The sequence below is a fragment of the Desulfobaccales bacterium genome (genome assembly GCA_041648175.1).
Taxonomy (GTDB): Bacteria; Desulfobacterota; Desulfobaccia; order Desulfobaccales; family 0-14-0-80-60-11; genus 0-14-0-80-60-11.
Window position 1 is genome coordinate 1 of sequence record JBAZPO010000006.1, and the last position, 13,499, is coordinate 13,499.

Below are 13,499 nucleotides of genomic sequence, written 5' to 3' on the forward strand. Positions count from 1 at the left end.
GGGAGAGGGTTTGGGAGAGGGGGGAGGGGCTGTCCGCCCCTCGCCTCCTCTCCCAAGACTACTGCGGCATTCGCCTGATCCGCGCTCCCAGGGCTGAGAGTTTTTCCACCAGGCGAGCGTAGCCCCGGTCCAGGTGGTAGACCCGGAGGATTTCGGTAGTGCCCGCCGCGGCCAGGCCGGCGATGACCAGAGAGGCGCTGGCGCGCAAGTCTGTGGCCATGACCGGCGCGCCCTGGAGATGTTTACAGCCCCGGACCACCGCCAGGTTGCCGTTCACGGTGATGTCGGCGCCCAGGCGCTTGAGTTCGCTGACGTGCATGAAGCGATTTTCGAAGATGGTCTCGGTGATGACGCTGGCTCCCTTGGCCAGGGACATGAGGGCCATGAACTGGGCCTGCATATCCGTGGCAAAGCCGGGATAGGGATGGGTGCGGATATCGACGGAGGTGAGGGTGCCGCCGGGGTGGACGGTGATGCGTCCGGCCTCCGCGGTGAGGCGCACGCCGGCTTCGGTGAATTTTCCCATGATGGCGGTGAGATGCGGGATGGGGGCGTTCACCAGGGTGACCTCGCCACGGGTCAAGGCCGCGGCCGCCATGTAGGTGCCGGCCTCGATGCGGTCGGTCATGATGCTATATGACGCGGGCTTTAGTTCCTTGACCCCGTGGATGGTGAGGACGTCGGTGTCGATGCCCTCGATTTCGGCTCCCATGGCGAGAAGAAACCGGGCCAGATCCCCGACCTCGGGCTCCAACGCGGCGTTTTTCAGTACGGTGGTGCCCTTGGCCAGAGTGGCGGCCATCATCAGGTTTTCCGTGCCGGTGACCGTGGGGGTCTCGAAATAGATTTCCGCGCCCTGCAAGCGCTTGGCATTGGCCTCGACGTAACCTTGGGCCAGGTTGATCTTCACCCCCATGGCCTCCAGGCCCTTGAGGTGGAGATTGATGGGCCGGGCGCCGATGGCGCAGCCGCCGGGGAGTGACACCCGGGCCTGGCGGGCCCGGGCCAAAAGCGGCCCCAGGACCAGAACCGCGGCCCGCATGGTCTTGACCAACTCATAGGGGGCCTCGAAGCTGGTCAGGTCGCCGCTGTTTACCAAGAGCGGCGGACCTGGGCGGCCGCACTCGCACGCTTCCGGTTCCCCATCCTTAAAACTGACTCCCATGTTGGCCAGGAGCCGCTTGATGGTGCGGATGTCCGCCAGGGGCGGCACGTTATAGAGCCGGTGCTCCCCCGGGGCCAGCAGCGTCGCGGCAATAATGGGCAGTGCGGCGTTTTTGGCGCCGCTGATCTCAACTTCCCCGGAAAGGGGGATTCCGCCTTCGATGACGATTTTATCTATTTCGAATTTCTCCTGAGATGTTATTTAAAGGATTACGTTTTATTTTTTGGAGGATTTTTCAGAAAGACTTTCTTCTGCCTTAACTTTTATATCTACTGGGTCATCGCCAATTGCCAAATCCAATGCAGCCGGTATGAGGCGCGAATTAAGTATGCCATTTTCTGGACTGTTTGGCTCAAACATATTAGAAGGTAAATTTTCATTGTTTAAAGCTCGTTTTATAAACGGAGAAAGGTTATCCACTATCTGCTTATTAATATTAGAATCATTAGTCTCTTTGGTTAATTTTATTATTTTTCGGGCTTTTTCGATCTCAAGAATATCATTTTTCAGTTCAATGGTTCTAGTGACTTCCTTAAACCGGTTTATCATAGGCCTCCAAAGCTGAATTGTTTTTAATAACCCAAGAATTAAAAAGGCTAAGGCGATATCTATATTTATTACAACTTGTCCAGGTGAGCTGAATTTAATTGACGACAGCACTGGTTTTGTAATCTTGAGATCTAAATCGCTTACTTTTGCAAGAGTATCTAAGAGGTCAGAAGATGCACCGATCATTTCATCTATTTTAGCCATTATTCTTAATAATTCTTGCCAAGAAATGATAGCCCCTGACGTTTTTCTTACAAATAATTGACCTTTGAGTCTATCGATGAGCATAATCTCTTCAGAAGTCTGATACTTAACAATAAATTCTAGCGCTCGGAACCCAAACCGCGTTCCGTTTTCTTCGCGACGTTTCCAAACCAAGAACCCAGGAATATCATTATAATTGTCAATACGAACCCAAATTAAGCTTTTAAGTTTAAAAGGGAACGAATTTTCGGTATCTAAACCGAAACCGACTACTGACTTATTAATAACTTTAGCCTTAATCCATTCGGTTCCGTCTGAAGAAACCCAAGCGTCAAAATGAACGATTTCTCTGGGGTAACGTCTTCTATCTGTTGCCATCTGGAGTCTACCCAGAGTAATATCTACATCAAATTGATTGATAGGAACATAAGACATAATTCCACGTTTAATAAGCTTTTTATAATGGCTATATGTTCTTTGGCTTATTGGGCTTCGGTCTTTGCTCTTTAAAAAATGATTTACACTATCGAGCGATGTTTTACCGCGATTTTCTAAAAAATACTCATAACCCTTTAGTGCGTCAACGAATTTTGCTGCCATTGGCGGCCCCTCTTAGTTATTCTTTAATCATCCTTTTTTGTGCTATACGGATATATTTCTCATGAACTTCGTAACCTACATATTGTCTATTACTTTGGATTGAAGCAATTGCAGTCTGGCCACTTCCCATAAAGGGGTCCAACACAACTTCGCCTTTATAGGTATAAAGTTGAATTAGTCGATATGGAAGGTCTATCGGGAATGGGGCTGGATGGCCGATGCTTTTAGCCGAGGCCGCCGAGAAGGTCCAGATGCTTTTGGTAAATTCCAGAAATTCGTCTCGGGAGATGGTGACTCGTCTTTTTGTGGGATTTTTACGGGCGAAGGTGCCTTTAGAAAAAACTAAAATATATTCATGTACATCCCTTAGCGTCGGATTAGATGGAGAGCGCCAACTGCCCCATGCAGTTGAATTGTTGGCGCTGGCGGCTTTGTTCCAGATGATTTCCCCCCGCATGAGAAAGCCGATATCCACCATGCCCTGAATAATATAAGCGTGTAAGGGGATATAAGGCTTACGGCCCAAATTGGCGATGTTGATGCATGCTCTTCCGCCTGGGACCAAGACCCGGTAAACTTCACGCCAAACCCTATTCAGAAATTCGAGATACTCTTCTAATGTAAGGTTCTCGTCATAATCTTTCCCCACGTTATATGGCGGTGAGGTGACCATAAGGTGAACGCTGTGGTCCTTCAGTTCGCTCATGTCCTCGGAAGACTTGGGGAGGATTTTGTTCTGGAACTCCTTCGGCACCGAATTTTCGAAATAATCCACGGTTGCGGCCTGTGGCACCTGGGAGTAGAGTTTGCCGGCATAGAAGGCTGAGGAATCGTGGGATATTCTCCCCGAGGTGCCAAAGGCGCTGGTGCGGGTCTTCTTTTTCGGGGGATTATTCTTCATCTATGAGATAATTTCAGGCAAGAATTATTGAGCTACAGCCAATGGGCTTGGCCAAGCGTCTCCTCAAACCCGAGGCGGCGCGTCGCTTAAGCCCCCATGTCCCTGATTTTACCATGGTTTATCCCGGGCCTGTATGGTAGGATATAACATTGCGGTGCTTTAGGCAAGGAATGGAACTTATGGATTGGTGGTTGTTAGCTGGGGTGCCGGTCACGTCGTTCATCGTGGCGCTGTCCGGGGCTTTGATGCCCGGGCCGCTGTTGACCCTGACCGTGGGGGAGGCGGCCCGGCGCGGATTTTGGGCCGGTCCCCTGATCATTTTAGGCCATGCCTTGTTAGAATTGGCCCTGGTCCTGTTGCTCCTGGCCGGGGTGGGTGTCTGGCTGCATCGCCCGCTGATCCTGGGTCTGGTGGGTCTGGTGGGCGCGGTTATGCTGGCCTGGATGGGCCTGGGGCTCTTCAAGGCCTCTCGCCACAGCCGCCTGGAGTTCGACCCGCATGAGGCCTCCGGGCTCAATCCGGTCGTGGCCGGGGTGCTCATGAGCGCCGCCAATCCTTACTGGCTCATCTGGTGGCTCACCATCGGGCTGGGCTATGTCATGTTTTCCATGAAATACGGTCTGCTGGGGGTGGCGCTGTTCTTCATCGGCCACATCCTGGCCGACTTCGCCTGGTACACCCTGGTATCCGGCGCGGTGGCCCAAGGCCGCCGCTTTATCTCGGACCGGGTCTACCGCGGTTTTCTGGCCGGGTGCGCGGTTTTTCTCATCGGGTTCGGAGGCTACTTCGGTATTCAGGGAGTGAATTTTCTGCTAAATTCTTGAAATCAAGGGACGGACCTATACTCGTTGCCAAGAGGTATTCTTTCTCCCCCCTCACCCTAACCCTCTCCCCCCGCTGGGGGGAGAGGGGATAAGAGGAAGGACCTTTTGGCAAATGTTATTGGTGTCCGCCTGGTTTGAGGGCGCACACGCAGGTGTGCCCCTACAGGGAGCTATCATACATGATTCAAAAGGGACTGACCGTAGGGTTATTGGAAGTGAACTGTTATATCCTGGGCGATGAGGTGACCAAGGAAGCCGTGGTCATCGATCCGGGGGGCGACGAGGACGAGATTCTCGAGGTTTTGAACCATAATAAATTCCAACTGAAACTGATCATTGACACCCATGGTCATTTTGACCATGTGGACGCCAACCAGCCTTTGAAAGCCGCCACAGGGGCCAAGATCGCCATCCACGAAGCCGATGCCCAGATGCTGGATAAACCCTCAGCGGAGGCCATGTTCTTTACCGGCAACCGTCTGCGTACGTCCCAGGCGGATATCCTACTGAAAGAAAACGACATTCTCACCTTCGGCCAATACCGGCTGAAGGTCCTGCATACGCCGGGACATACCCCGGGGGGCATCAGCCTGGTGCTGGAAGACCACACGTACGTTTATGTGGGCGACCTGCTCTTTGCCGGCTCCATCGGCCGCACGGACTTCCCCGGCGGCAGCTACGACGCCCTGATTAATGCGGTCAAAACCAAGATCTTCCCTTTGGGAGATAACTATAGCGTCTACCCCGGCCATGGTCCCGTAACCACCGTGGCCCAGGAACGGAAGTATAATCCGTTTTTTTAAAGGATGGGGGAAAAGGGAAAAAGGCAAAGAGGTAAGTCGCTCATGAGCCGCTGGCTCATCCGTAAATGATGAAAAGTTAGTTTGGTAGCCGCAGCTTCAGCCTGCGCTGCACAGGTTGAAAACCTGTGCCACCAAACTTTTCATATCAGAAATCGGAGCAAGCAATTCTTTTAACCCTTTCGCCTTTTCTTCCATTCTTGAGAAAGCTCCTATGGTTTTCACAGGCAAACGCATCTTATTAGGGGTGACCGGCGGTATCGCCGCGTACAAGGCCGCGGAGGTGGCCCGGCGGCTCATCGGTTGCGGGTCTGAGGTCAAGGTGGTGATGACCAAGGCCGCGCAGGAGTTTGTGGGTCCGTTGACCTTTCAGGCCTTGACCGGTCAGAAGGTGGCCACGGCCATGTTCGGGCCGGGGAGCGACCCCTTGGAGCACGTGGCCCTGGGGCAGGAGGTGGATGCCATTGTGGTGGCGCCGGCCACCGCCAATCTCATCGGCAAGCTGGCCGCGGGGATCGGAGACGATCTGCTCACCACCATCATGCTGGCGGCCACCAAGCCGGTGCTGCTTTGCCCGGCCATGAACGTTGAGATGTGGGCCAACCGGGTGGTGCAGGAAAACCTGGCCAGGTTGAAAGGGCGGGGCTTGATGGTGATGGACCCCTGTGCCGGCCCCCTGGCCTGCGGCGCGGTGGGGTTGGGCCGCTTGCCGGAGCCGGACCTTATCGTAGAGGCCTGCGCCCGCCTGCTTAGTGCGCCGGATTTGGTGGGGCGGAGGGTCTTGGTCACCGCGGGGCCCACTCATGAAGACTTCGACCCGGTGCGGTTTTTGACCAACCGCTCCAGTGGCAAGCAGGGGTACGCGTTGGCGAAGGTGGCCTGGCGCCGGGGTGCGGACGTCATCCTGGTGAGCGGTCCTACCAGCCTTCCCACGCCCTATGGGGTGGTTCGGGTGCCGGTGCGCTCGGCCCTGGATATGCTCAGCGCGGTGAACGAGCATTTTCCAGAGACAGACGTCTTGTTAATGGCCGCGGCAGTGGGAGATTATCGTCCTACTCAGGCCGAAATCCGGAAGATCAAGCGGGGCGTCCAGGAGGAGATGCAGTTTCATCTTACCCAGAACCCTGATATTCTGAAGCACGTAGCTTTGTCCAAAACCCGGCAGATCGTGGTGGGGTTCGCGGCGGAGACCCATGATCTGGAGGCCGAGGCCCGCCGCAAGATGCGGGAAAAACACCTGGACCTCATAGTGGCCAACGATGTGAACCGCCCGGATTCCGGGTTCCAGGTAGATACCAACGAAGTCACGATAATAGCCGCAACGGGTGAGCCATTGGTACTGCCGCTCATGAGCAAAGAAGAAGTGGCGGTAAGAATCCTGGACCGGGTGATCGAGCTTTTGAAGACTCGGGGCCGGGGATTATAAAAAATGTCTGAAGACCCGGTCCTGGAACTTAAGGAACTGATAGACAGCCTGTCCGGCTGGCTGCGCTATCAACGGCGGCAGGGCTGGCGCGGGTTGCCGGCAGCGGTTGAACCTCGACCTGAAGTTTTGGCTCAACCGGAGGAGCAGATCCAGACCCTGGCGGAAATCCGAGCGGAAATGGGCGACTGCCGGCGGTGCAAGCTTTACGGCGGGCGCACCAACCTGGTTTTCGGCGACGGCGCCGCCCAGGCCCGCTTGATGTTCGTGGGCGAGGCCCCGGGGGCCGATGAAGATCAGCAAGGGTTGCCCTTTGTGGGCGCGGCGGGCAAGCTGCTCAACAATCTTCTCAGTAAGCTGGGGTTGAGCCGGGAAGAAGTTTATATCGCCAATGTTCTGAAGAGCCGGCCGCCGGGCAACCGGGACCCGGAAGCCGATGAAATTACTGCGTGCCTGCCATTTCTCAAAAAGCAGATCAAGGCCATTCGGCCCCAGGTGATTGTCACGCTGGGGCGGATCGCGGCCCAGGCCTTGTTGGGCACCAAGGAGCCCCTGACCAAAATGCGGGGGCGCTGGCAGCGGTTCGATGACATCCGGGTGATGCCTACGTTTCATCCCTCTTATCTGCTGCGTTTTCCCCAGGAGCGGCACAAAACCTGGGAAGATATGCAACAGGTCATGGAGTATTTGGCGGCCCATGCAGAAGATTAATACCGTTTTTGGATTTCTGCTTTTGGCTCTGTTGTTGCTGGCGGTGACCGCCGCGGCCGCGACTACGCCCCGGGGGGTATATGTGCTGAAGGCGGTGGGGTCCGTCAATCCGGGTTTAGCGGAATTCATCGTGGAAGGCATCCGCACCGCAGAACACGAAAACGCCGAAGCCTTGGTGATCGAGTTGGACACCCCTGGCGGGTTGGATTCTTCCATGCGGCAGATCGTTCAGGCCATCAGCAATGCCAAAGTTCCGGTCATTGTCTATGTTTATCCGCGAGGAGCCCGGGCCGCCTCCGCCGGGGTCTTTGTGACGATGGCGGCGGATGTGGCCGCCATGGCGCCGGGCACCAATATCGGCGCGGCTCATCCGGTTTCCGTCGGCATGGGCAAGCTGGACAAGACCATGGAGCAGAAAGTGCTCAACGACATGGTGGCGTTGGGACGCTCTCTGGCAGCACAACGGGGCCGTAACGCCGATTGGCTAGAAAAGGCCGTGCGCCAGAGCGTTTCCATCCCTGCCAACGAAGCCGTGAAGCTCAAGGTCGTGGACCTCATGGCCAACAACCTGGAGGACCTGTTGACCAAGATCAATGGCCAGCAGGTGGAAGTGGGAGGGAAGCAACTGGTCCTGCACACCGTTGGGGCGCCGGTCCGGGAAATTACCGAGGGCCTGCGCTTCCGTCTCTTGAAGCACATCGCCGACCCCAATATCGCCTTTATCCTGATGATGATCGGGCTGGCGGGGCTCTACTTCGAGATGACCAACCCAGGGATGGTGCTCCCCGGGGTGGTTGGCTCCATCTGCCTGCTCCTGGCCTTTTACGCCTTCCAGACCCTGCCCATCAACTATATCGGCGTCCTCTTGATCTTGCTGGCCTTTGTGTTCTTCATTCTGGAAATTAAAATCACCAGCTACGGTTTGTTATCTGTCGCCGGGGTCCTGTCGCTCTTTCTCGGCGGCATCATGCTGTTTCGGGGAGGGGAGGGGGAAGACATGGCCATATCCTGGGGAGTTTTGATCCCCACGGTAGTCACCATATCGTTGTTTTTTATTGCGGTGGCGGGGATTGTCTTCCGCAGCCACCTGCAGCGCTCTATGTCCGGGACCGCCGGTATGGTAGGGGAGCGGGGCGTGGCCTACACGGCGCTGAATCCCGAGGGCCGGGTCTACGTCCACGGTGAATACTGGAACGCTCAGAGCACCGAGCCGGTTGCTAAGGGTGAACCGGTTGAAGTCTTGCAAGTAGTGGATCTCAAGCTCCTGGTCCGCCGGGCTCCACAAATTTCATAATTTCGTAATTTCTTAATTTCATAAAGGAGACGAATATGCCACCAACTTATATCATTGTGGTAGCGGTGCTGGTCCTTTTTTTCCTGATGAGCGCCATCAAGGTCCTCAACGAATACGAGCGCGGCGTGGTTTTCCGGCTGGGCCGGGCTTTGCACCGGGCAAAGGGACCGGGCCTCATCATCCTTATTCCCATGGTGGACCAACTGGTTAAGGTCAACCTGCAGCTGGTGACCTTTGATGTTCCCTCCCAGGACGTCATTACCCGGGATAATGTTTCGGTTAAAGTGGACGCTGTGGTTTACTTCCGGGTGATCGATCCGATGAAGGCCATAATCGAAGTGCAGAATTACCTCACCGCCACCCAGCGGCTGTCGCAAACCACCTTACGGAGCGTCTGCGGCCAGATGGAACTGGACGATCTGCTGGCGGAACGGGAGAAGGTCAACGCCCAGTTGGCAGAAATCCTGGATAATCAAACGGAACCTTGGGGCATCAAGGTGACGCTGGTGGAGGTACGTTCCATCGACCTGCCCATTGAGATGCAGCGGGCCATCGCCAAGCAGGCGGAGGCCGAACGGGAACGGCGGGCCAAGGTCATCAACGCCGAAGGTGAGTTCCAGGCCGCCGCGAAGATGGCTGATGCCGCCAAGGTGCTGGCTACCGAGCCCATGTCTCTGCAACTCCGCTACCTCCAAACCCTGCGGGAGATTGCCGCGGAGAAGAACTCCACGACGCTCTTCCCCATTCCCATCGACCTCATCACCCCTTTCATCAAGATGGCGCAGCGGATGGATAAGTTGGATGAGGCCGAAAAAGGGTAAAAAGGGCAGAACAATGGCCTTTGGGGTTGAGAAATCGGTGAAATACCGATAAATTAAACGGTGCGCCTCATCACCCGGTTAACGGGTAAGGATGCCTCAAGGGGTGCTGATAGGCCAAGCTCGAAAAAAAGAGAAGAGGGTAGGGGTGGGGTAACCCCGCTTCCGCCAGGCAATACCACAGGAGAGAAACTATGGCTAAGAAGGAACGTAAAGAGAAAAAGGAAAAACCCTTAGATAAGATGACCGCCACCGAGCTGCGCAAGTACGCTCTGGATATGGGTGAGATCAGCGGCGTGCACGGCATGAACAAAGAAGAACTGCTGGTCGCCATCAAAGAGGTGAAGGGCATCAAAGATGAGGGTAAGGTTACCGAGAAGGTCAGTATGCGGGATCTGAAGGTGAAAGCCGGGGAGATGCGCACCAAGAAGCTGGAAGCCAAGGCTAGTGGCGAACCTCGCAAGAAGGTCGATGTCCTGCGAAAGCGCGCCAATCGCATGAAGAAGCGGACGAGAAAAGCGGCCTAAGGCAGATTGAGGAGATAGTCTCCTAACAGGGAAACGATGCGGTTTAAGGCAAGCATAAGCCTGGCTTAAACCGCATTGTTTTGATTAAATCTGCACTGCTTAACATGAATTATACCAAGTTGCGTCCATAGAAGTAAAAATAGCTTCGGTTTTGTAGGATCGTACCTGCATGTGCGGCCACCATGAGGGCGGACACATAGGTCCGCCCCTACAAAAACAAAATTACCTGTATGAGCGCAACTTGGTATGAGGCCTGGGAGATGAATTGTAATGGCCTTTCGCTGGGGGAAACGTCCCGGAGAAACCTCTATCAGTTACTGCCGGCGCTGGGCTAGATAGGCCTCCAGCCTGCTCAAGCCCTCCTGCAGGTTATCCAGGGAATTGGCATAGGAGAAGCGCAGAAAGCCTTCGCCTCCGGGACCGAAATCAATGCCCGGGGCGACCCCGACTTTGACTTTTTCCAGGATATCAAAGGCCAGGGCATAGGAGTCGGTGGAGAGGTGGCGGGCATTGACGAACACATAAAAAGCCCCGGTGGGCGGAACGGGAATCTTAAACCCCAACTTGGCCAGCCCCGCCAGCAGGAACCGCCGCCGGGTGTCATAGGCGGCCCGCATGGCCGCGATCTCGTCTCCGGCCTGGGTCAGGGCCGCAATCCCGGCCCGTTGGACAAAGGGGTTGGCCGAAATAAAGAAATTCTGCATCAATTTTTGCAGGGGCCGGATGAAATCCGGCGGCGCCACCAGGTATCCCAGGCGCCAGCCGGTCATAGCGTAGACCTTGGAAAAGCCGTTGATCACAAAGGCCCGGTCGGTGAACTCCAGGATGGAGTGCTCTTTGCCTTCGTACACCAGGCCGTGGTAAATCTCGTCGGAGACGACCATGGGTCCCAACTCCGCCAGGCGGGCCAAGTTTGTCGCGCTTGCCAGGGTGCCGGTGGGGTTGCCGGGGGAGTTGACCAGCACCGCCTTGGTGCGGGGCGTGAGATAGGGGCCCAACTCCGCCGGGTTCAACTGGAAGCCGTCTTCTTCCTTGACCGGCACATAGCGGGGCACTGCGTCCACCAGTTTTAAGATGTTGGGGTAGCAGGCGTAATGCAGGTTAGGGAGCAGCATTTCATCCCCCGGGTCTAATAAGGCCCCGAAGATGAGGATCATGGCCGGGGAAGTCCCCGACGTGACGATGAATTGCTCGGGGGTGACCCGAACCCGGTACTTCTCCCAGTAGTGCAGGCACAGGGCCTCCCGTAATTCGATGAGCCCCTGGGAGTGCGTGTACTGGGTTTCGCCCGCGGCCATGGCCCGATAAGCCGCGTCCTTGACCACCGCGGGGGTATCGTAATCCGGTTCGCCGATCTCCAGGTGGATGACCTTTTCCCCCTGGCGCTCCAACTCCTTAGCCCGCTCCAGGATATCCATCACCAAAAACGGAGTGATCTCCCGGGCCCGGCGGGATACGGCGCTGCCTGTCTTTTCATTCATTAATTTTCAGCATACCAGGAGGGTGCCGGGAAGACAAGGAGAAGTACATCTGGGGCAGGCCCGGCTCATGTCGGGCTCCGCCCCAGGAAGGAACATGATAAGGAGGCTCACTTTGCTTTCGGCGTGCCCTTGGGGAGATATATCAGCTTAACGTCGAGGTCATAGGTCCAGGGTAGGCCGGAAATTCTCCAGCCTTCTTTCATGCGTTTGCCCTTGTTGGGGCTGTTCGGATCTTTGATCTTATCGCCTTCAAACCCGTCGTGGATGTTATAAACTTTGGTAAATCCGGCCTTGGCCAACAAATCCACCGATGGGGCGCTGCGCTGTCCGGAGCGGCACATTACCAAGATGGTGTCATCTTTGGCAAATCTCTTTTGAACTTCTTTTACGAAGTTGGGATTGGGTTTCATGGCGTACTCTTTTTTCTTTTCATCCCAGGTATAGGCCATAAATTTACTGGGAATATTCACGGCCATGGGCGCATGCCCTATAAAGGCATACTCTTCCGGGGTCCGACAATCGATGATCTTCACACCCTGCTGGTCCTTTTGCCACATGTCGTAGGCTTCCTTGGAGGTGAGATACATTCCCAGGGCGGTTTGCTTATCCTTGGGAATCTCCGGCGGGGCTTTCTGGGCTTCGGCGGCCGGTGCGACGGGCTTTTCGGCAAGAGGAGCCGCCGCAGGCTTATCGCCCTGAGCCCCTGCGAGGAGTGACCAGGATAAAAGCAGCAGAAATGCCAACATGCTCAAGCGACCTTTTTTCAACATAAGTTGTCCTCTCCTTTGGCTTAATAAATTGTGACATTTTATGCCCTAAAGTTCATTATTGTCAATCGTCTTCTCCCTAGATCTCCCCTTTGATTTTTTCGCCCCCTGTTTCTTCGCACTATACAGGCATAAACTATTCTCTTGACAAGTATTCTTTTGTATAGTACATTGCGACCATGAAGCCGCTAACCGACCGACAACAGTCCGTTTTGACCTTTGTGGAAGAGTTCTGCTCCCGCCAGGGGTATCCCCCCACGGTGCGGGAGGTGGCGGCCGCCTTCGGCATCCAGCCCCGGGCCGCCGTGGACCACCTGGCGGCCCTGAAGCGCAAGGGCCACCTCCACCGGGAGCCGGGGGTGTCCCGGGGGCTGACTCTGGCGATGCGTAGCGTGGGGCCGGTGGTGGAAGTGCCGGTTCTGGGCCGCATTGCTGCGGGTCAGCCACTTTTGGCCAGCGAGAACGTTGAGGAGACCCTGCCCCTGCCCAGTTCCTGGGTGCGAGGCGAGGAAGTCTTTCTCCTGAAGGTCACCGGAGAGAGCATGGCGCCGGTAATCCTGCCCGACGATTTGGTGATGGTTCGAGTCCAGGCCCGGGTGGCCCGGGGCGAGATCGCGGTAGTGCTGGTGGACGACGAGGCCACCTTAAAAAGGGTGTACGAGGAGGCCGGAGGTTTGGTCCTCAAGGGCGACAACCCGGATTTCACGCCGCTGCGCTATTCTGCGGATGAGGCCGTGGACGTTCAGGTCCTGGGCAAGGTGGTGGGCGTGTACCGCAACCTGGAGAGCAAAAGACACGGATGAACGCCTTGAGCCGCTACCTGGCACCCCTGAAGCCGGGCCGGGGGATCCTGCTTTGGGGAGAGCACCTGAGACACCTGGCTGCAGCCGCGGCCGTCTGGGGTGTGGCCCGGAATCCGGTATGGGTAGTGGACGCGGCTAACCGCTTCGATCCCTACCGGTTGGTCCGGGAGGCGGCCCGCCACCATCTTCCGTCCCAAAAAGTGCTTGCGCAGGTGCGGGTGGCCCGGGCCTTCACTTCCCACCAACTGGTGCGCCTGCTCGAAGAGACTTTCCCGGCGAGGCTTGCAGTCGGCAGCCTGGTGCTGGTCATAGGACCGGTGAGCCTGTTCTACGATGAACAGGTGCCTTTGAGCGAACGCCGCCGCCTCTTCCAAGATTTGGTGCAGCATTTAAACCGGATCAAGACCCAGTCAGCGCTTTTACTGCTGCAGCCGCGGCTGCCCCGGGCGGCCAATAACCAACACTTCGGCCGGCTGCTGGCCCCGGTGGTTGACTACTTTGTGGAGGTAGGAAACCAGGCAGACGTAAGCGGAGCAACCCGCCGGACTATGCCGGCTGTGGCGGTGCTGCCGCCGGACACGCCGGGAAACGCGCGCCACGCTCCCTACCAGCCTCCAAGAGGAGACCATTAA

At 56.2% G+C, this 13,499-nt stretch carries 14 protein-coding genes; 9 read left to right on the forward strand and 5 right to left on the reverse strand.

Going from position 1 to position 13,499, the window contains the following annotated elements; translation table 11 throughout:
- Nucleotides 1-58 precede the first annotated feature (58 nt).
- The 3 genes from murA to WC600_07220 are packed head-to-tail and all read right to left on the reverse strand — an operon-like array spanning nucleotide 59 to nucleotide 3,419.
- Nucleotides 59-1,366 carry a UDP-N-acetylglucosamine 1-carboxyvinyltransferase gene (gene murA / locus WC600_07210; GenBank protein MFA4902519.1) on the reverse strand — a complete coding sequence of 436 codons (1,308 nt, stop codon included), beginning with the start codon at nucleotides 1,364-1,366 and terminating at the stop codon, nucleotides 59-61.
- A 15-nt stretch (nucleotides 1,367-1,381) separates the two neighbouring features.
- Entirely contained in the window at nucleotides 1,382-2,518 is a 1,137-nt protein-coding gene (locus tag WC600_07215) for a PilZ domain-containing protein (GenBank protein ID MFA4902520.1), read from the reverse strand.
- Between the two features lie 16 nt (nucleotides 2,519-2,534).
- The gene (locus tag WC600_07220) at nucleotides 2,535-3,419 is read right to left on the reverse strand and encodes a site-specific DNA-methyltransferase (GenBank protein ID MFA4902521.1); all 885 of its coding nucleotides are present in this window, start codon (nucleotides 3,417-3,419) and stop codon (nucleotides 2,535-2,537) included.
- Between the two features lie 179 nt (nucleotides 3,420-3,598).
- Here WC600_07220 and WC600_07225 point away from each other — a divergent pair, with 179 nt between their 5' ends.
- The 7 genes from WC600_07225 to WC600_07255 all read left to right on the forward strand — a co-directional run bounded on the left by WC600_07225 (nucleotide 3,599) and on the right by WC600_07255 (nucleotide 9,816).
- The gene (locus tag WC600_07225) at nucleotides 3,599-4,243 is read left to right on the forward strand and encodes a LysE family transporter (GenBank protein ID MFA4902522.1); all 645 of its coding nucleotides are present in this window, start codon (nucleotides 3,599-3,601) and stop codon (nucleotides 4,241-4,243) included.
- Nucleotides 4,244-4,422: 179 nt separating this feature from the next.
- On the forward strand, nucleotides 4,423-5,046 hold the full coding sequence (locus WC600_07230; GenBank protein ID MFA4902523.1) for an MBL fold metallo-hydrolase: 624 nt from the start codon (nucleotides 4,423-4,425) through the stop codon (nucleotides 5,044-5,046).
- A 211-nt stretch (nucleotides 5,047-5,257) separates the two neighbouring features.
- Nucleotides 5,258-6,469, forward strand: a complete 1,212-nt coding sequence (gene coaBC, locus WC600_07235; protein ID MFA4902524.1) for a bifunctional phosphopantothenoylcysteine decarboxylase/phosphopantothenate--cysteine ligase CoaBC — start codon at nucleotides 5,258-5,260, stop codon at nucleotides 6,467-6,469.
- Between the two features lie 3 nt (nucleotides 6,470-6,472).
- On the forward strand, nucleotides 6,473-7,177 hold the full coding sequence (locus WC600_07240; GenBank protein ID MFA4902525.1) for a uracil-DNA glycosylase: 705 nt from the start codon (nucleotides 6,473-6,475) through the stop codon (nucleotides 7,175-7,177).
- Nucleotides 7,164-8,471 carry a nodulation protein NfeD gene (locus WC600_07245; protein ID MFA4902526.1) on the forward strand — a complete coding sequence of 436 codons (1,308 nt, stop codon included), beginning with the start codon at nucleotides 7,164-7,166 and terminating at the stop codon, nucleotides 8,469-8,471. Before WC600_07240 ends, WC600_07245 begins: the two co-directional genes overlap by 14 nt.
- A 35-nt stretch (nucleotides 8,472-8,506) precedes the next feature.
- On the forward strand, nucleotides 8,507-9,292 hold the full coding sequence (locus WC600_07250) for a slipin family protein (GenBank protein ID MFA4902527.1): 786 nt from the start codon (nucleotides 8,507-8,509) through the stop codon (nucleotides 9,290-9,292).
- Nucleotides 9,293-9,483: 191 nt separating this feature from the next.
- Nucleotides 9,484-9,816, forward strand: a complete 333-nt coding sequence (locus tag WC600_07255) for a Rho termination factor N-terminal domain-containing protein (protein ID MFA4902528.1) — start codon at nucleotides 9,484-9,486, stop codon at nucleotides 9,814-9,816.
- 314 nt (nucleotides 9,817-10,130) lie between these two features.
- Here WC600_07255 and WC600_07260 read toward each other — a convergent pair whose 3' ends face one another.
- Complete coding sequence (locus WC600_07260) at nucleotides 10,131-11,297, reverse strand: pyridoxal phosphate-dependent aminotransferase (protein ID MFA4902529.1); 1,167 nt, start codon at nucleotides 11,295-11,297, stop codon at nucleotides 10,131-10,133.
- A 107-nt stretch (nucleotides 11,298-11,404) separates the two neighbouring features.
- Complete coding sequence (locus WC600_07265; GenBank protein MFA4902530.1) at nucleotides 11,405-12,067, reverse strand: rhodanese-like domain-containing protein; 663 nt, start codon at nucleotides 12,065-12,067, stop codon at nucleotides 11,405-11,407.
- A 176-nt stretch (nucleotides 12,068-12,243) separates the two neighbouring features.
- Here WC600_07265 and lexA point away from each other — a divergent pair, with 176 nt between their 5' ends.
- Entirely contained in the window at nucleotides 12,244-12,867 is a 624-nt protein-coding gene (gene lexA / locus WC600_07270) for a transcriptional repressor LexA (protein ID MFA4902531.1), read from the forward strand.
- Nucleotides 12,864-13,499 carry a hypothetical protein gene (locus WC600_07275; GenBank protein ID MFA4902532.1) on the forward strand — a complete coding sequence of 212 codons (636 nt, stop codon included), beginning with the start codon at nucleotides 12,864-12,866 and terminating at the stop codon, nucleotides 13,497-13,499. The genes lexA and WC600_07275 overlap by 4 nt, the downstream gene beginning before the upstream one ends.

Coding starts and splice junctions, on each gene's coding strand:
- WC600_07215 (MFA4902520.1), bottom strand. CDS start 2,518: ATGGCAGCAAAATTCGTTGACGCACTAAAGGGTTATGAGTATTTTTTA.
- WC600_07220 (MFA4902521.1), bottom strand. CDS start 3,419: ATGAAGAATAATCCCCCGAAAAAGAAGACCCGCACCAGCGCCTTTGGC.
- WC600_07225 (MFA4902522.1), top strand. CDS start 3,599: ATGGATTGGTGGTTGTTAGCTGGGGTGCCGGTCACGTCGTTCATCGTG.
- WC600_07230 (MFA4902523.1), top strand. CDS start 4,423: ATGATTCAAAAGGGACTGACCGTAGGGTTATTGGAAGTGAACTGTTAT.
- coaBC (MFA4902524.1), top strand. CDS start 5,258: ATGGTTTTCACAGGCAAACGCATCTTATTAGGGGTGACCGGCGGTATC.
- WC600_07240 (MFA4902525.1), top strand. CDS start 6,473: ATGTCTGAAGACCCGGTCCTGGAACTTAAGGAACTGATAGACAGCCTG.
- WC600_07245 (MFA4902526.1), top strand. CDS start 7,164: ATGCAGAAGATTAATACCGTTTTTGGATTTCTGCTTTTGGCTCTGTTG.
- WC600_07250 (MFA4902527.1), top strand. CDS start 8,507: ATGCCACCAACTTATATCATTGTGGTAGCGGTGCTGGTCCTTTTTTTC.
- WC600_07255 (MFA4902528.1), top strand. CDS start 9,484: ATGGCTAAGAAGGAACGTAAAGAGAAAAAGGAAAAACCCTTAGATAAG.
- WC600_07260 (MFA4902529.1), bottom strand. CDS start 11,297: ATGAATGAAAAGACAGGCAGCGCCGTATCCCGCCGGGCCCGGGAGATC.
- WC600_07265 (MFA4902530.1), bottom strand. CDS start 12,067: ATGTTGAAAAAAGGTCGCTTGAGCATGTTGGCATTTCTGCTGCTTTTA.
- lexA (MFA4902531.1), top strand. CDS start 12,244: ATGAAGCCGCTAACCGACCGACAACAGTCCGTTTTGACCTTTGTGGAA.
- WC600_07275 (MFA4902532.1), top strand. CDS start 12,864: ATGAACGCCTTGAGCCGCTACCTGGCACCCCTGAAGCCGGGCCGGGGG.